At 63.0% G+C, this 17,063-nt stretch carries 12 protein-coding genes; all 12 read left to right on the top strand.

The genetic code is table 11. The features are described 5' to 3' along the window. The first annotated feature begins 121 nt into the window (after positions 1-121). The 12 genes from L1P09_RS06955 to folC all read left to right on the top strand — a co-directional run bounded on the left by L1P09_RS06955 (position 122) and on the right by folC (position 17,059). Positions 122-886 (top strand): class I SAM-dependent methyltransferase, encoded by a 765-nt coding sequence (locus L1P09_RS06955; RefSeq protein WP_235768644.1) that lies wholly within the window; start codon positions 122-124, stop codon positions 884-886. Positions 887-940: 54 nt separating this feature from the next. Further along, the gene (leuB, locus tag L1P09_RS06960) at positions 941-2,023 is read left to right on the top strand and encodes a 3-isopropylmalate dehydrogenase (RefSeq protein WP_009681662.1); all 1,083 of its coding nucleotides are present in this window, start codon (positions 941-943) and stop codon (positions 2,021-2,023) included. Positions 2,024-2,086: 63 nt separating this feature from the next. Next, on the top strand, positions 2,087-3,199 hold the full coding sequence (asd, locus tag L1P09_RS06965; RefSeq protein WP_029887368.1) for an aspartate-semialdehyde dehydrogenase: 1,113 nt from the start codon (positions 2,087-2,089) through the stop codon (positions 3,197-3,199). A 478-nt stretch (positions 3,200-3,677) separates the two neighbouring features. Continuing rightward, the gene (ltrA, locus tag L1P09_RS06970; RefSeq protein WP_222186725.1) at positions 3,678-5,099 is read left to right on the top strand and encodes a group II intron reverse transcriptase/maturase; all 1,422 of its coding nucleotides are present in this window, start codon (positions 3,678-3,680) and stop codon (positions 5,097-5,099) included. A 497-nt stretch (positions 5,100-5,596) separates the two neighbouring features. Further along, positions 5,597-7,018 (top strand): group II intron reverse transcriptase/maturase, encoded by a 1,422-nt coding sequence (gene ltrA / locus L1P09_RS06975; protein WP_222186725.1) that lies wholly within the window; start codon positions 5,597-5,599, stop codon positions 7,016-7,018. 497 nt (positions 7,019-7,515) lie between these two features. Next, the gene (gene ltrA, locus L1P09_RS06980; RefSeq protein WP_222186725.1) at positions 7,516-8,937 is read left to right on the top strand and encodes a group II intron reverse transcriptase/maturase; all 1,422 of its coding nucleotides are present in this window, start codon (positions 7,516-7,518) and stop codon (positions 8,935-8,937) included. A 226-nt stretch (positions 8,938-9,163) separates the two neighbouring features. Further along, complete coding sequence (locus tag L1P09_RS06985) at positions 9,164-10,168, top strand: aspartate-semialdehyde dehydrogenase (protein WP_235768645.1); 1,005 nt, start codon at positions 9,164-9,166, stop codon at positions 10,166-10,168. A gap of 71 nt (positions 10,169-10,239) precedes the next feature. After that, entirely contained in the window at positions 10,240-13,014 is a 2,775-nt protein-coding gene (locus L1P09_RS06990) for a FimV/HubP family polar landmark protein (RefSeq protein ID WP_235768646.1), read from the top strand. Between the two features lie 103 nt (positions 13,015-13,117). Further along, entirely contained in the window at positions 13,118-13,978 is an 861-nt protein-coding gene (gene truA, locus L1P09_RS06995) for a tRNA pseudouridine(38-40) synthase TruA (protein ID WP_009686022.1), read from the top strand. A gap of 61 nt (positions 13,979-14,039) precedes the next feature. After that, the gene (locus tag L1P09_RS07000) at positions 14,040-14,660 is read left to right on the top strand and encodes a phosphoribosylanthranilate isomerase (protein WP_235768647.1); all 621 of its coding nucleotides are present in this window, start codon (positions 14,040-14,042) and stop codon (positions 14,658-14,660) included. 219 nt (positions 14,661-14,879) lie between these two features. Continuing rightward, the gene (gene accD / locus L1P09_RS07005) at positions 14,880-15,773 is read left to right on the top strand and encodes an acetyl-CoA carboxylase, carboxyltransferase subunit beta (protein WP_009686024.1); all 894 of its coding nucleotides are present in this window, start codon (positions 14,880-14,882) and stop codon (positions 15,771-15,773) included. Beyond that, on the top strand, positions 15,773-17,059 hold the full coding sequence (gene folC, locus L1P09_RS07010; RefSeq protein WP_235768648.1) for a bifunctional tetrahydrofolate synthase/dihydrofolate synthase: 1,287 nt from the start codon (positions 15,773-15,775) through the stop codon (positions 17,057-17,059). Before accD ends, folC begins: the two co-directional genes overlap by 1 nt. Positions 17,060-17,063: the final 4 nt, after the last annotated feature.

Genomic DNA, 17,063 nt, shown 5'->3' on the forward strand with positions numbered 1-17,063 from the left:
CATCGCCGGCAAGCCAGCGCCCGCAGGGCTCCCACAACTTTCAGGCTGTGGTGCTCCTGTGAGCGCTGGCTTGCCGGCGATAGCGCCCCTAGAGCCAACCCAGAACCAAAAGGATCGAGACATGACCAGCAGCCAACACACCGACGTGGTCCAACGCCAGTTCGGCGAACAAGCCAGTGCCTACCTCAGCAGCGCCGTACACGCCCAGGGCAGTGAATTTGCCTTGCTCCAGGCCGAACTGGCAGGGCAGGGCGCCGCCCGTGTGCTGGACCTGGGCTGCGGTGCCGGGCATGTCAGCTTCCACGTTGCGCCGCTGGTCGCCGAAGTGGTCGCCTACGACCTGTCGCAGGCCATGCTCGATTTGGTCGCCAGCGCCGCTGCCGAGCGCGGCCTGGGCAATATCATCACCGAACGCGGCGCGGCCGAACGCCTGCCGTTCGGCGATGCATCGTTCGACTTCGTTTTCAGCCGCTACTCGGCCCACCACTGGAGCGACCTGGGCCTGGCCTTGCGCGAAGTGCGCCGGGTGCTCAAGCCAGGCGGCGTGGCGGCGTTCATCGATGTGATGTCACCGGGCAGCCCGCTGCTCGACACCTACCTGCAAACGGTCGAAGTGCTGCGCGACACCAGCCACGTGCGCGATTATTCCGCCGCCGAATGGCAGCGCCAGGTTAGCGAAGCCGGTTTGCACGTGCGCAGCCACACCCGCCAGCCGCTGCGCCTGGAGTTTTCCAGCTGGGTCGAGCGCATGCGTACCCCCGAGCCGATGCGCGTGGCTATCCGCCAATTGCAGCAAGCCATGGGCGAAGAAGTACGGCAGTATTATCAGATCGACAGCGATGGCTCGTTCAGCAGCGATGTACTGGTGCTGTGGGCAGAGCGATAAGTTTTTTTCGGTGGGGCCCGCTTGGCCACGCCGTGTGAATGGATAGAGGAAAGCATGAGCAAGCAGATTCTGATTCTCCCAGGTGACGGTATCGGGCCGGAAATCATGGCCGAAGCGGTCAAGGTGCTGGAGCTGGCCAACGACAAGTTCCAGCTCGGTTTCAGCCTGGCCCACGATGTGATCGGTGGCGCTGCCATCGACAAGCACGGCGTGCCCCTGGCCGACGAAACCCTGGAGCGTGCGCGCAAGGCCGACGCGGTCTTGCTGGGCGCGGTGGGCGGGCCGAAGTGGGACAAGATCGAGCGTGATATCCGCCCGGAGCGCGGCCTGCTGAAAATCCGTTCGCAACTGGGCCTGTTCGCCAACCTGCGCCCGGCCATCCTCTACCCGCAACTGGCCGACGCGTCTTCGCTCAAGCCCGAGATCGTTTCCGGCCTGGACATTCTCATCGTTCGTGAGCTGACCGGCGGTATCTACTTCGGTGCCCCACGCGGCCAGCGGGAACTGGAAGGTGGCGAGCGCCAGGCCTACGACACCCTGCCGTACAGCGAAAGCGAAGTGCGCCGCATTGCCCGTGTCGGTTTCGACATGGCCCGCGTGCGCGGCAAGAAACTGTGCTCGGTGGACAAGGCCAACGTGCTCGCTTCCAGCCAGCTGTGGCGCGAAGTGGTCGAAGACGTGGCCAAGGACTACCCGGATGTGGAACTGAGCCACATGTACGTGGACAACGCCGCCATGCAACTGGTGCGCGCCCCCAAGCAGTTCGACGTGATGGTGACCGACAACATGTTTGGTGACATTCTGTCGGATGAAGCTTCCATGCTGACCGGGTCCATCGGCATGCTGCCTTCGGCCTCGCTGGATGCCGACAACAAGGGCATGTACGAGCCTTGCCACGGCTCGGCCCCGGACATCGCCGGCCTGGGTATCGCCAACCCACTGGCGACCATTCTGTCGGTGTCGATGATGCTGCGTTACAGCTTCAATCAGTCGGCCGCCGCCGAGGCGATCGAGAAGGCCGTGAGCCTGGTTCTGGACCAGGGGCTGCGCACGGGCGACATCTTCTCGGAAGGCTGCACCAAAGTTGGTACGCAGGAAATGGGCGACGCAGTAGTCGCAGCCCTGCGGAATCTGTAATCTCTCTGGCCCGCCACCCCACATTCCTGGTGGCGGCCCACTTTTAGCAAAGGTGTAGTTGCGATGAAACGTGTAGGTCTGATCGGTTGGCGCGGTATGGTCGGTTCCGTGCTCATGCAGCGGATGCTGGAGGAGCAGGACTTCGACCTTATCGAGCCGGTGTTCTTCACCACCTCCAACGTGGGTGGCCAAGGCCCGAACGTGGGCAAGGATACAGCGCCGCTCAAGGACGCTTATTCGATTGAAGAACTCAAGACCCTCGACGTTATCCTGACCTGCCAGGGCGGCGACTACACCAACGAGGTCTTCCCCAAGCTGCGTGAAGCCGGCTGGCAGGGTTACTGGATCGACGCCGCCTCGTCCCTGCGCATGCAGGACGACGCGGTCATCATCCTCGACCCGGTCAACCGCAAGGTCATCGACCAGCAGCTGGACGCCGGTACCAAGAACTACATCGGCGGCAACTGCACTGTCAGCCTGATGCTGATGGGCCTGGGTGGCCTGTTCGAAGCTGGCCTGGTCGAGTGGATGAGCGCCATGACCTACCAGGCAGCCTCGGGCGCTGGCGCACAGAACATGCGTGAGCTGATCAAGCAGATGGGTGCTACCCACGCGGCCGTCGCCGACGACCTGGCCAACCCGGCCAGCGCCATTCTCGACATCGACCGCAAGGTCGCCGAGGCCATGCGCAGCGAAGCGTTCCCGACCGAGAACTTCGGCGTACCGCTGGCTGGCAGCCTGATCCCGTGGATCGACAAGGAACTGCCGAACGGCCAAAGCCGTGAAGAGTGGAAGGCCCAGGCCGAGACCAACAAGATCCTCGGCCGCTTCAAGAGCCCGATCCCGGTCGATGGTATCTGCGTGCGCATCGGCGCCATGCGTTGCCACAGCCAGGCGTTGACCATCAAGCTGAACAAGGATGTGCCGATTGCCGATATCGAAGGCATGATCAGCCAGCACAACCCTTGGGTGAAACTGGTGCCTAACCAGCGTGAAATCAGCATGCAGGAGTTGTCGCCGACCAAGGTCACCGGCACCCTGAACATTCCGGTTGGCCGCCTGCGCAAGCTGAACATGGGCTCGCAGTACCTGGGCGCGTTCACCGTGGGTGACCAGCTGCTGTGGGGCGCTGCCGAGCCGCTGCGCCGCATGCTGCGGATTCTGCTGGAGCGTTGATCGTTCTGGTTCGTCCGAAAACCCGTGCTGGCAACAGCACGGGTTTTTTGTTGTGCGCCAGGCATGGCGCGTTGCGCGTAAGCGCAACCTGCTTGGCTGTGGTGGCCAAGCGGGTGACTTGGAGGTGAAAGTCCTCTACACACCCGGCAAGGGGAAGTGTTAGCCGGAGGCAAGGGTGTCGCGGGCGACTGCGAATCTGAAGGAAGCCCGAGGCAAAATGCTGGCCTGACGAACAGGAAGCGGATCAGGCGGCACAGCGGGGTTAGGCGGCAACAATCGCCAAAGCCCAATACTTGCACGGAACGCTGTGACGTAAATCCGACAGGCATAAGCAGGAAGGTCACGCGAATTACCCTGGGAGATCTGTACGTTTGCCATTGTGCTACCGCGCGTCGAAAGGCGACGGGATGAGCGTGCAGAAGTCAGCCGAAGCCGTAGTAAGTGGCGGATAACCGCGCCACCAAGGGCCGAACAGGTTATGCCGCTAGTAGGCGTCACTGTCTCGTTGGTAGCCGTAATGCAGAAATTTCCCACAGCGGAAACTGTCATCCCGAATCCCGGCCAGAAGCCGAGGGTGATGCCTGACAGTGCAAAGGTGCCGGCGGCGTCAGCGACGTGGACGAACGCGGAGCCGGACACGCTGATGGAGCGGGTGCTTGCACCGGCCAACCTCAGACGTGCGTATCAACGCGTGGTCAGCAACAAGGGAGCGCCGGGTGCCGATGGCATGACGGTCGCTGACTTGGCGGGCTACATGAAACAGTATTGGCCAACCCTCAAGGCCAGGCTACTGGCCGGTGAATACCATCCACAAGCAGTGCGAGCGGTTGAAATTCCCAAGCCGCAGGGCGGCACACGGCAACTGGGAATCCCCAGCGTCGTGGATCGCTTGATCCAGCAAGCCTTGCAGCAACAGCTCACGCTCATCTTCGACCCACTGTTCTCGGACTACAGTTATGGCTTCCGTCCGGGCAGAAGCACACATCAAGCTGTCGAGATGGCCCGTGCCCATGTGGCATCGGGACATCGGTGGTGCGTGGAAATCGATCTGGAAAAGTTCTTCGATCGAGTCAACCACGACATCCTCATGGCCTGTATCGAGTGCCGGGTCAAAGATAAGTGCGTACTTAGGCTTATCCGTCGCTACCTTGAAGCGGGAGTCATGTCAGGTGGTGTCGTTAGCCCACGGCAGGAAGGGACGCCGCAAGGCGGCCCGCTCTCGCCGCTGCTGTCGAATATCCTGCTCGATGAATTTGACCGCGAACTGGAGCGGCGGGGCCATCGCTTCGTGCGCTATGCCGATGACGCGAACATTTATGTGCGCAGTCCTCGGGCTGGCGAGCGAGTACTGGTCAGTGTCGAGCGCTTCCTGAACCAACGTTTGAAACTGACGGTGAATCAGAAGAAGAGTCGAGTCGCGAGAGCCTGGAAGTGTGACTACTTGGGCTATGGGATGAGCTGGCATCAGCAGCCAAGGCTGCGGGTGGCAACGATGAGCCTGGGTCGCCTGCGCGACCGGCTCGCAGAGCTGCTACGCGGTGCACGGGGTCGCAAGATGGCAAATACCATCGAGCGGATAAACCCTGTATTACGAGGCTGGGCGGGTTACTTCAAGCTCAGCCAGAGCAAACGGCCACTTGAGGAACTGGATGGCTGGCTCAGGCACAAACTCCGCTGTGCCATCTGGCGCCAATGGAAGCAGCCCTCTACGAGGGTGCGCAACCTGATGCGCCTGGGTCTAAGTGAAGAGCGTGCCTGCAAATCAGCCTCTAATGGTCGAGGCCCATGGTGGAACTCGGGAGCATCTCATATGAATCAGGCGCTGCCGAAGAAGCTATGGGATCGACTCGGACTGGTCTCGATACTGGATACGATCAACCGGCTTAGCCGCATAGCCTGAACCGCCGTGTACGGAACCGTACGCACGGTGGTGTGAGAGGACGGCGGGTGTGAACCCGCCTCCTACTCGATGTGCGCCAGGCATGGCGCGTTGCGCGTAAGCGCAACCTGCTTGGCTGTGGTGGCCAAGCGGGTGACTTGGAGGTGAAAGTCCTCTACACACCCGGCAAGGGGAAGTGTTAGCCGGAGGCAAGGGTGTCGCGGGCGACTGCGAATCTGAAGGAAGCCCGAGGCAAAATGCTGGCCTGACGAACAGGAAGCGGATCAGGCGGCACAGCGGGGTTAGGCGGCAACAATCGCCAAAGCCCAATACTTGCACGGAACGCTGTGACGTAAATCCGACAGGCATAAGCAGGAAGGTCACGCGAATTACCCTGGGAGATCTGTACGTTTGCCATTGTGCTACCGCGCGTCGAAAGGCGACGGGATGAGCGTGCAGAAGTCAGCCGAAGCCGTAGTAAGTGGCGGATAACCGCGCCACCAAGGGCCGAACAGGTTATGCCGCTAGTAGGCGTCACTGTCTCGTTGGTAGCCGTAATGCAGAAATTTCCCACAGCGGAAACTGTCATCCCGAATCCCGGCCAGAAGCCGAGGGTGATGCCTGACAGTGCAAAGGTGCCGGCGGCGTCAGCGACGTGGACGAACGCGGAGCCGGACACGCTGATGGAGCGGGTGCTTGCACCGGCCAACCTCAGACGTGCGTATCAACGCGTGGTCAGCAACAAGGGAGCGCCGGGTGCCGATGGCATGACGGTCGCTGACTTGGCGGGCTACATGAAACAGTATTGGCCAACCCTCAAGGCCAGGCTACTGGCCGGTGAATACCATCCACAAGCAGTGCGAGCGGTTGAAATTCCCAAGCCGCAGGGCGGCACACGGCAACTGGGAATCCCCAGCGTCGTGGATCGCTTGATCCAGCAAGCCTTGCAGCAACAGCTCACGCTCATCTTCGACCCACTGTTCTCGGACTACAGTTATGGCTTCCGTCCGGGCAGAAGCACACATCAAGCTGTCGAGATGGCCCGTGCCCATGTGGCATCGGGACATCGGTGGTGCGTGGAAATCGATCTGGAAAAGTTCTTCGATCGAGTCAACCACGACATCCTCATGGCCTGTATCGAGTGCCGGGTCAAAGATAAGTGCGTACTTAGGCTTATCCGTCGCTACCTTGAAGCGGGAGTCATGTCAGGTGGTGTCGTTAGCCCACGGCAGGAAGGGACGCCGCAAGGCGGCCCGCTCTCGCCGCTGCTGTCGAATATCCTGCTCGATGAATTTGACCGCGAACTGGAGCGGCGGGGCCATCGCTTCGTGCGCTATGCCGATGACGCGAACATTTATGTGCGCAGTCCTCGGGCTGGCGAGCGAGTACTGGTCAGTGTCGAGCGCTTCCTGAACCAACGTTTGAAACTGACGGTGAATCAGAAGAAGAGTCGAGTCGCGAGAGCCTGGAAGTGTGACTACTTGGGCTATGGGATGAGCTGGCATCAGCAGCCAAGGCTGCGGGTGGCAACGATGAGCCTGGGTCGCCTGCGCGACCGGCTCGCAGAGCTGCTACGCGGTGCACGGGGTCGCAAGATGGCAAATACCATCGAGCGGATAAACCCTGTATTACGAGGCTGGGCGGGTTACTTCAAGCTCAGCCAGAGCAAACGGCCACTTGAGGAACTGGATGGCTGGCTCAGGCACAAACTCCGCTGTGCCATCTGGCGCCAATGGAAGCAGCCCTCTACGAGGGTGCGCAACCTGATGCGCCTGGGTCTAAGTGAAGAGCGTGCCTGCAAATCAGCCTCTAATGGTCGAGGCCCATGGTGGAACTCGGGAGCATCTCATATGAATCAGGCGCTGCCGAAGAAGCTATGGGATCGACTCGGACTGGTCTCGATACTGGATACGATCAACCGGCTTAGCCGCATAGCCTGAACCGCCGTGTACGGAACCGTACGCACGGTGGTGTGAGAGGACGGCGGGTGTGAACCCGCCTCCTACTCGATGTGCGCCAGGCATGGCGCGTTGCGCGTAAGCGCAACCTGCTTGGCTGTGGTGGCCAAGCGGGTGACTTGGAGGTGAAAGTCCTCTACACACCCGGCAAGGGGAAGTGTTAGCCGGAGGCAAGGGTGTCGCGGGCGACTGCGAATCTGAAGGAAGCCCGAGGCAAAATGCTGGCCTGACGAACAGGAAGCGGATCAGGCGGCACAGCGGGGTTAGGCGGCAACAATCGCCAAAGCCCAATACTTGCACGGAACGCTGTGACGTAAATCCGACAGGCATAAGCAGGAAGGTCACGCGAATTACCCTGGGAGATCTGTACGTTTGCCATTGTGCTACCGCGCGTCGAAAGGCGACGGGATGAGCGTGCAGAAGTCAGCCGAAGCCGTAGTAAGTGGCGGATAACCGCGCCACCAAGGGCCGAACAGGTTATGCCGCTAGTAGGCGTCACTGTCTCGTTGGTAGCCGTAATGCAGAAATTTCCCACAGCGGAAACTGTCATCCCGAATCCCGGCCAGAAGCCGAGGGTGATGCCTGACAGTGCAAAGGTGCCGGCGGCGTCAGCGACGTGGACGAACGCGGAGCCGGACACGCTGATGGAGCGGGTGCTTGCACCGGCCAACCTCAGACGTGCGTATCAACGCGTGGTCAGCAACAAGGGAGCGCCGGGTGCCGATGGCATGACGGTCGCTGACTTGGCGGGCTACATGAAACAGTATTGGCCAACCCTCAAGGCCAGGCTACTGGCCGGTGAATACCATCCACAAGCAGTGCGAGCGGTTGAAATTCCCAAGCCGCAGGGCGGCACACGGCAACTGGGAATCCCCAGCGTCGTGGATCGCTTGATCCAGCAAGCCTTGCAGCAACAGCTCACGCTCATCTTCGACCCACTGTTCTCGGACTACAGTTATGGCTTCCGTCCGGGCAGAAGCACACATCAAGCTGTCGAGATGGCCCGTGCCCATGTGGCATCGGGACATCGGTGGTGCGTGGAAATCGATCTGGAAAAGTTCTTCGATCGAGTCAACCACGACATCCTCATGGCCTGTATCGAGTGCCGGGTCAAAGATAAGTGCGTACTTAGGCTTATCCGTCGCTACCTTGAAGCGGGAGTCATGTCAGGTGGTGTCGTTAGCCCACGGCAGGAAGGGACGCCGCAAGGCGGCCCGCTCTCGCCGCTGCTGTCGAATATCCTGCTCGATGAATTTGACCGCGAACTGGAGCGGCGGGGCCATCGCTTCGTGCGCTATGCCGATGACGCGAACATTTATGTGCGCAGTCCTCGGGCTGGCGAGCGAGTACTGGTCAGTGTCGAGCGCTTCCTGAACCAACGTTTGAAACTGACGGTGAATCAGAAGAAGAGTCGAGTCGCGAGAGCCTGGAAGTGTGACTACTTGGGCTATGGGATGAGCTGGCATCAGCAGCCAAGGCTGCGGGTGGCAACGATGAGCCTGGGTCGCCTGCGCGACCGGCTCGCAGAGCTGCTACGCGGTGCACGGGGTCGCAAGATGGCAAATACCATCGAGCGGATAAACCCTGTATTACGAGGCTGGGCGGGTTACTTCAAGCTCAGCCAGAGCAAACGGCCACTTGAGGAACTGGATGGCTGGCTCAGGCACAAACTCCGCTGTGCCATCTGGCGCCAATGGAAGCAGCCCTCTACGAGGGTGCGCAACCTGATGCGCCTGGGTCTAAGTGAAGAGCGTGCCTGCAAATCAGCCTCTAATGGTCGAGGCCCATGGTGGAACTCGGGAGCATCTCATATGAATCAGGCGCTGCCGAAGAAGCTATGGGATCGACTCGGACTGGTCTCGATACTGGATACGATCAACCGGCTTAGCCGCATAGCCTGAACCGCCGTGTACGGAACCGTACGCACGGTGGTGTGAGAGGACGGCGGGTGTGAACCCGCCTCCTACTCGATTGGCGCCAGCTGCTGCAGCCTCCGCGAACCACCGCTGGCCCCGCCAAGCAGTCTGCTACCGCAGCTGGCCCAACCAAGCTGAAGTCGTCACAGACAAAACCCTGCAATCCGAGTAAAGTGCCGCCCCCGCCGTTTTCTGCAAGAGGATCCCTGCCATGACACACCCATTGGACATCGCCGTCGTCGGCGCCACCGGCAGCGTCGGTGAAGCCTTGGTACAGATCCTCGAAGAACTGGATTTTCCCGTGGCGACCCTGCACTTGCTCGCCAGCATGGAGTCTGCCGGCAGCAGCGTGATGTTCGCCGGCAAGAAACTGAAGGTTCGCGAAGTCGACAGCTTCGACTTCGGCCAGGTCAAGCTGGCGTTCTTCGCCACTGGCGCTGCGGTCAGCCGCAGCTTTGCCGGCAAGGCGCTGCAAGCCGGTTGCACGGTGATCGACCTGTCCGGTGGCCTGGACGACGCCCTGGCGCTGGTGCCCGAAGCCAACGCCGAGCGCATCGCCGGCCTGGCGCTGCCCGCGCGAATTGTCAGCCCGTGCTCGGCTGCTGTCGCCTTGGCCGTCGCCCTGGCGCCGCTCAAGGGCCTGCTGGAAATCGAGCGTATCCAGGTGATGGCCGCACTGGCCGTTTCGGCACAAGGCCGCGAGGGCGTCAGCGAACTGGCCAGGCAAACTGCCGAACTGCTCAATGCCCGGCCGCTGGAGCCACGCTTCTTCGACCGCCAGGTAGCGTTCAACCTGTTGGCCCAGGTCGGTGCCGCCGACGATCAGGGCCATACCGCGCTGGAGCGCCGCCTGGTCAACGAGCTGCGTGTGCTGCTGGGCCTGCCTGAGCTGAAGATTTCCGTGAGCTGCATTCAAGTACCGGTGTTTTTCGGCGATAGCTTCAGTGTGGCTGTGCAAAGCCGTCACCCGGTCGATCTGGCCGCGGTCAACCAGGCCCTGGAGGCTGCCGACAGTATCGAACGGGTGGAAAATGATGACTATCCAACCCCGGTTGGTGACGCAGTCGGGCAAGACGTGGTCTATGTTGGTCGTGTACGGCACGGTATCGATGAACAGCAGCAGCTCAACCTCTGGCTGACCACCGACAACGTGCGCAAAGGTGCCGCGCTCAACGCTGTGCAAGTGGCGCAATTGTTGATTAAACACAGGCTGTAAAAGATACTGGCGAGCACTTTTGTCCTGCTCCGCATGCAGGTTTCGGGACGATTCATACAAGGGAAGAGGTCATGCTTCGAATTCGCAAACTGGTTCTGGCCATGGCTGCAGCTTCAGCGCTGTCGTCTGGCATGGCGAATGCGCTGGGCCTGGGGGAGCTGACCCTGAAGTCGGCACAGAATCAGCCGCTGGACGCCGAGATCGAACTGCTCGACGTGCGCGACCTCAAGGCCGCCGAAGTGGCACCCAGCCTGGCGCCTGCGCAAGAGTTCAGCAAGGCCGGGGTGCCATTCGCCGCCTACCTCGAAGACCTCACCTTCACGCCGGTCATCAACCCCAACGGCAAAAGCGTGCTGCGGGTGACCTCCAGCCAGCCGCTGCCTGGGCCCGTGGTCAAGTTCCTGGTCCAGGTGATGTGGCCGCAGGGCCGCCTGCTGCGTGACTACAGCGTGTTGCTCGACCAGGCCCAGGCCCAGGGCGACAAACCGGCTGCTGGCAATCTCAACCCGGCCAGTACCGCTGCCAGCAGCTACACCACCCAGCGTCGCGACACGTTGTGGCAAATTGCCGCTCGCAACACCCAGGGCGGTTCGATCCAGCAGACCATGATCGCCATCCAGGCCCTGAACCCGGATGCCTTCATTGGCAATAACATCAACCAGCTGAAGGTTGGCCAGGTGCTGCGCCTGCCCGACCAGCAGCAGGTTCAGAGCATCGCCCAGGCCGAGGCCAACCGTGAGGTGGCCGAGCAGTACGCGGCCTGGCGTGAGGGCCGTCGGTTGGGCCCGCGGGCCCGTCAGCTGGACGCCACTCGCCGTGGTGCCGCCGACGCCGTCCCGGCGCGTGTTGCCCAGGGCGACAACCTGCGCCTGGTCAGCCCGGGCAACCAGGCGGGGGCCGACCAGGCCAAAGCGCTAAGCGACAAGCTGGCGGTGGCGCAGGAAAGTCTCGATACCAGCCGCCGCGACAACGACGAACTCAAGAGCCGCATGAGTGACCTGCAGAGCCAGCTGGACAAGCTGCAGCGTCTGATCGACCTGAAAAACGACCAGTTGGCGCGTCTTCAGGCGCAGGGTGCTGCCACGCCGTCCCCGGCAGGCGTCGCCCCGGCGCCCGCGCCGCAAGCCGCGTCAGCGCCTGCGGCAGGTGCCGAGGCGAGCGGCGAGCCAGCCCCCACCCAGGCTGCACCTGCCAGCAAGCCGGCGGCAGAGCCTGCCCCGGCGCCGGCCAGCCAGGCGAACGGCGCGCTCGAGCAGATTCTCGGTAACCCTTGGCTGCTGTGGCTGATCGCCGGGTCTGCCATTCTTGTCCTGGCACTGCTGCTGTGGCTGCTGGCGCGCAAGCGCAAGGCTCAACAAGAGGCGGAAAAGCACCTGCGCATGGCGCGGGCGCTGGAAGAAGAGCAGGGCACCGGTTTCGACACCGACACTGAAAGCTTCGACGGCGTCGAAGTGGCCGAACCGAGCGTCACCTTGTCGCCTGCAGTGGTCGCCGCATCGGCCGCCGCTGCCGTGGCTGCGGAAAAAGTGGCCGAACCGGCTGCCGCAGAGCCATCGGCAGACCCTCACGCCGTGCTGCTGGCGGAGGTCGACCAGTGCCTGGACGAGGGGCGCCTGAACCGTGCCGCCGATCTGCTGGAGCCTGCCGTGGCCGCTGCCCCGGCCCGTGATGACCTGCGCCTGAAGCTGATGGACGTGTATGCGCGCCAGGGTGATCAGACGGCCTTCGCCGAACAGGAGCGCCAGCTGCAAGCCGGCGAGCACAATGGCGCCGCTGTGGCCGAGTTGAAAGAACGCTACCCAGCCATGCTGGGCCTGGCAGCTGCCGGCCTGGGCGCGGCAGCTTTGGCTGCCGAAATGGACGAGCAGTACGTGCAGGAGTTGTTGCACGACGACGCCGCGGCGCCGGTGGTTGCCGATGGGGTGCCTGAGCAGGTGCCAGCGCTTGAACCGCAGGCAGTGGCTGAGCCGGAGGTTGGCGCTGAACCTGATGCCGGGCTGGACCCTCTCGATGAGGTGCCTATCCTGGACGTCGCCGGCCTGGAGGATCAGGGGCTGGGCGAGCCGGACCTGGACCATGCCTTTGACCTTGACCTTGGCCTTGGGGAAGACCTGCCCGAGGACGATCCGCTGGCCGCGGCGATGCTCGACGAGCCCGCGGCGCAGGCGCCAGTGCCTGATGAGCTGGTGATCGCCGAACCGGTGCTGGACGAGCCGGTGCAGCCAGGTGCGCCGCCAGAAGAACAGCCGTTCGCCCTGGATGAGGACCTGCAAGCCGACGCCGATGCGGATTTCGAAGCCATGCTGGCCCAGGCCGAGCCGCAACCCGCGGTCGACCTGTCGGATTTCGACCTCGATGTCACCGAACCCGTCACCCCCGCTGCTGCGCCAGCAGCCGACACCGCCGCGGGCGATGTGGCTGCCGAGCTGGCGGCCTTCGACAGCGTGCCAGAGTTCGATCCGGTCTCCGAGTTCGATCTGCCCTCGGACTTCGACTTGTCACTGTCGCTGGAAGACGACTCGCCGGCAGACAAAAGCTTTGCCTCGGAACTCGATGACGTGAACGCCGAGCTGGACAAGCTGTCGCAGAGCCTGGAGGCGCCCTCGCTGGAACCGCACTTCACCAGCGAAGATGCAGCCGCGCAGCCAGAGCCGGAGCCGCTGGACGATCTCGACTTCGACTTCTTCTCCGGCAGTGATGAAGTGGCCACCAAGCTGGACCTGGCTCGCGCCTATATCGACATGGGCGACAGCCAGGGCGCACGCGATATCCTCGACGAGGTGGTCAAGGACGGCGACGACACTCAGCGCCAGGAAGCCAAGGACATGCTGTCCCGGTTGGTCTGACGCCGGCGAGGCAGCCATCGGTTACAGTGGACAAGCAACGGCAGCCCTACGCGGCTGCCGTTGTCGTTATAATCCCCGCCATTTCGTACACCCCACAGGTTTCATGCTCTTGGACATCATCGACACCGCCGCCACCGAATCTGCGGCCGAAGGCTACTCCCGCATCGCCCTGGGTGTGGAATACAAGGGCGCACGCTACCGCGGCTGGCAGCGCCAGGCCAGCGGCGTGCCCAGTGTCCAGCAAGCCTTGGAGCAAGCGCTGTCCAAGGTCGCCAACGAGCCGATCGCCGTGGTTTGCGCCGGCCGCACCGATGCCGGTGTTCACGGTTGTGGGCAGGTTGTGCATTTTGACACCCGTGCCGTGCGCGACGAACGTGCCTGGACCATGGGCACCAACTTCAACCTGCCGCACGACATCAGTGTGGTCTGGTCGCAGCCGATGCCGGCTGATTTCCACGCTCGCTTCAAGGCATGCGCCCGGCGCTACCGCTATGTCATCTACAACGACCCGATCCGCCCGGCGCACCTGGCCGAGGAGGTGACCTGGAACCACCGCCCGCTCGACGTCGAGCGTATGGCCCAGGCGGCACAGTCGCTGCTCGGCACGCACGATTTCAGCGCCTTCCGCGCCAGCCAGTGCCAGGCCAAGTCGCCGATCAAGCATATCTACCACCTGCGGGTTACCCGCCATGGCCAGATGATCGTGCTGGACGTGCGCGCCACCGCCTTCCTGCACCACATGGTGCGCAACATTGCCGGCGTGTTGATGGCCATCGGTAGCGGCGAACGCCCGGTGAGCTGGGCGCGTGAGGTGCTGGAAGGGCGTGACCGCCGCGAAGGCGGGGTAACCGCCCATCCCTATGGGCTGTACCTGGTGCAGGTGGAGTACCCCGACACATTCACCCTGCCCAGGCGTTACATTGGCCCACACTTTTTAAGCGGTTATGAAGGGTTGGCGGACTGACGGGCGAAAAGCCATTTGCTAACATCCGGCCTTTGACCGTTATCATCAGGGTTCGCGTTTCATGAGCTATGTTCGCAGCAAGATCTGCGGGATTACCCGCATCGAAGACGCGTTGGCTGCTGTCGAGGCCGGGGCCGATGCCATCGGTTTCGTCTTTTATGCCAAAAGCCCACGCGCAGTGGACGTGCGCCAGGCGCGGGCAATCATTGCTGAACTGCCGCCGTTCGTGACCACGGTGGGGCTGTTCGTCAATGCCTCGCGGTGCGAATTGAACGAGATCCTCGAAGTGGTTCCACTGGACCTGCTACAGTTCCACGGCGATGAAGCCCCGGAGGACTGCGAGGGCTACCACCGCCCCTGGATCAAAGCCCTGCGGGTGCGCCCGGGCGATGACCTCGAGGCAGCCTGCCAGCGCTATGCAGGCGCTCGCGGCATTCTGCTCGATACCTATGTGGCGGGTGTGCCTGGGGGAACCGGCGAGGCGTTCGACTGGTCCCTGGTACCGGCGCGGCTGAGCAAACCGATCATTCTTGCCGGTGGGCTTTCGGCGGCCAACGTCGGCGAGGCCATCGCCCAGGTACGGCCCTATGCGGTAGATGTCAGCGGTGGGGTGGAGCAGGCCAAGGGCATCAAGGACGCCGCGAAGATCGAAGCCTTCATGCAGGCGGTGAGGCAGGCGTGATGGCAGATGTGACGGCTGGCTGCGCGCCATCGTCCATAGCATTCGCAGCCCTGCCGGGCAGCCGCACCCATGGTGGCGGCAACACAACGCATTAGCGGTGGAGTGGCGCGCTGGAAGCCCCGGCGGCCGGTCCATCATCGTTTCGTAACAGATTTTGAGCTCAAGGGCAGGGCAGGCCGACGATAACGGCCGCGCCTGCCAATACTGGAGAAAAAAAGCATGAGCAACTGGTTAGTCGACAAACTGATCCCTTCGATCATGCGTTCCGAGGTGAAAAAGAGCTCGGTGCCTGAAGGCCTGTGGCACAAGTGCCCGTCCTGCGAGGCCGTGCTGTATCGCCCGGAGCTGGAAAAAACCCTCGATGTCTGCCCCAAGTGCAACCATCACATGCGCATCGGCGCACGCGCGCGCATCGACATCTTCCTCGACGCCGAAGGCCGTGCCGAACTGGGTGCCGACCTCGAGCCGGTCGACCGCCTGAAATTCCGCGATGGCAAGAAGTACAAGGACCGCCTCACCGGCGCGCAGAAGCAGACCGGCGAAAAAGACGCGCTGATCTCCATGAGCGGTACCCTGATGGGCATGCCGATCGTGGTCAGTGCCTTCGAGTTCTCGTTCATGGGCGGTTCCATGGGCGCCATCGTCGGTGAGCGCTTCGTCCGCGCTGCCAACTACGCCCTGGAGCACCGTTGCCCAATGGTCTGCTTCTCCGCTTCCGGCGGTGCGCGCATGCAAGAGGCGCTGATCTCGCTGATGCAGATGGCCAAGACCTCGGCGGTGCTGGCGCGCCTGCGCGAAGAAGGCATTCCGTTCATCTCGGTGCTGACCGACCCGGTCTACGGCGGTGTATCCGCCAGCCTGGCCATGCTCGGCGACGTCATCGTCGGCGAACCGAAGGCGCTGATCGGCTTCGCCGGCCCGCGCGTGATCGAACAGACCGTACGCGAAAAGCTGCCGGAAGGCTTCCAGCGTAGCGAGTTCCTGCTGGAGCACGGCGCCATCGACCTGATCATCTCCCGTGGCGAACTGCGCCCGCGCCTGGCTCGCCTGCTGGCGCAGATGACTGGCCAGGAAACCCCCGAGCAAGCGCGTGAGGCGGCTGCCGTCGCGTGATGAAACAACGATCCCTGGGCGAATGGCTCGCCTACCTCGAGCAGTTGCACCCCTCGGCCATCGACATGGGCCTGGAGCGGTCGCAGCAGGTACTTGCCCGGCTGGCGCTGGGTAAGCTGGCGCCCCGTGTGGTGACCGTGACCGGCACCAACGGCAAGGGTTCGACCTGTGCCTTCGTGGCCTCGTTGCTGCGCGCCCAGGGGCTCAAGGTCGGCGTGTACAGCTCGCCGCACTTGTTGCGCTACAACGAGCGGGTGCTGATCGATGGCCTGGAGGCCAGCGATGAGCGCCTGTGCGAAGCCTTTGCCGCCGTGGAGGCGGCGCGGGGCGATATTTCCCTGACCTACTTCGAGATGGGCACGCTGGCTGCGTTCTGGTTGTTCTACCAGTCGCAGCTCGATGCCGTGGTGCTGGAAGTGGGTCTTGGCGGGCGCCTGGACACCGTGAACGTGGTGGATGCCGACCTGGCCCTGGTGACCAGTATCGGCGTCGACCATGTCGATTACCTGGGCGACACCCGTGAGCAGGTGGCCTTTGAAAAGGCCGGTATCTTCCGCCCGGGCAAACCGGCCCTGTGCGGCGATCTCGACCCGCCACAACCGCTGCTGGACAAAGCCGCCGAACTGGCAGCGCCATTGTTCCTGCGCGGCCGTGACTTTGACCTGGCAAGCGCGGAAAACGGCTGGAACTGGCGTGGCACTGCAGCCGATGGCGCGCCCGTTGAGCTGAACGGCCTGCCGTTGCTCGACCTGCCGATGGAAAACGCCGCGCTGGCCCTGCAGGCGTACCTGTTGATGAGCCTGCCGTGGGATGCCGCGCAGGTGCGCCAGGCGTTGCTGGATACCCGGATTACCGGGCGTCTAGACCGTCGCAAGCTGGTCTGGCAGGGCCGGCCGGTGGAGCTGCTGCTGGATGTCGGGCACAACCCGCATGCGGCGCAGTACCTGGCCCGTCGCCTGGCGAGCCGGCCGCTGAAGGGGCGCCGGCTGGCGGTATTCGGCCTGCTCGCCGACAAGGACCTGGCAGGCGTGGTCGCGCCGCTGCACGGGCTGATCGATGACTGGGCCGTGGCCCCGCTGGACACCCCGCGCAGCCGGCCGGCTGCCGAGTTGGCCGACGCCTTGGCGAACCTTGGCGCGGCGGTGAAGTCTTATGCCGGAGTCGACGCGGCCCTCGAAGGGCAATGCGCGCAGGCAACGGCAGATGACCAGATCGTGCTGTTCGGTTCGTTTTTCTGTGTCGCCCAGGCCCTGGCGTGGCTGGAGCGGCATGCCCAGGAGGGTTGAGTAG

It is taken from the genome of Pseudomonas juntendi, assembly GCF_021560075.1.
GTDB lineage: Bacteria > Pseudomonadota > Gammaproteobacteria > Pseudomonadales > Pseudomonadaceae > Aquipseudomonas > Aquipseudomonas juntendi.

Coding starts and splice junctions, on each gene's coding strand:
- L1P09_RS06955 (WP_235768644.1), top strand. CDS start 122: ATGACCAGCAGCCAACACACCGACGTGGTCCAACGCCAGTTCGGCGAA.
- leuB (WP_009681662.1), top strand. CDS start 941: ATGAGCAAGCAGATTCTGATTCTCCCAGGTGACGGTATCGGGCCGGAA.
- asd (WP_029887368.1), top strand. CDS start 2,087: ATGAAACGTGTAGGTCTGATCGGTTGGCGCGGTATGGTCGGTTCCGTG.
- ltrA (WP_222186725.1), top strand. CDS start 3,678: ATGCCGCTAGTAGGCGTCACTGTCTCGTTGGTAGCCGTAATGCAGAAA.
- ltrA (WP_222186725.1), top strand. CDS start 5,597: ATGCCGCTAGTAGGCGTCACTGTCTCGTTGGTAGCCGTAATGCAGAAA.
- ltrA (WP_222186725.1), top strand. CDS start 7,516: ATGCCGCTAGTAGGCGTCACTGTCTCGTTGGTAGCCGTAATGCAGAAA.
- L1P09_RS06985 (WP_235768645.1), top strand. CDS start 9,164: ATGACACACCCATTGGACATCGCCGTCGTCGGCGCCACCGGCAGCGTC.
- L1P09_RS06990 (WP_235768646.1), top strand. CDS start 10,240: ATGCTTCGAATTCGCAAACTGGTTCTGGCCATGGCTGCAGCTTCAGCG.
- truA (WP_009686022.1), top strand. CDS start 13,118: ATGCTCTTGGACATCATCGACACCGCCGCCACCGAATCTGCGGCCGAA.
- L1P09_RS07000 (WP_235768647.1), top strand. CDS start 14,040: ATGAGCTATGTTCGCAGCAAGATCTGCGGGATTACCCGCATCGAAGAC.
- accD (WP_009686024.1), top strand. CDS start 14,880: ATGAGCAACTGGTTAGTCGACAAACTGATCCCTTCGATCATGCGTTCC.
- folC (WP_235768648.1), top strand. CDS start 15,773: ATGAAACAACGATCCCTGGGCGAATGGCTCGCCTACCTCGAGCAGTTG.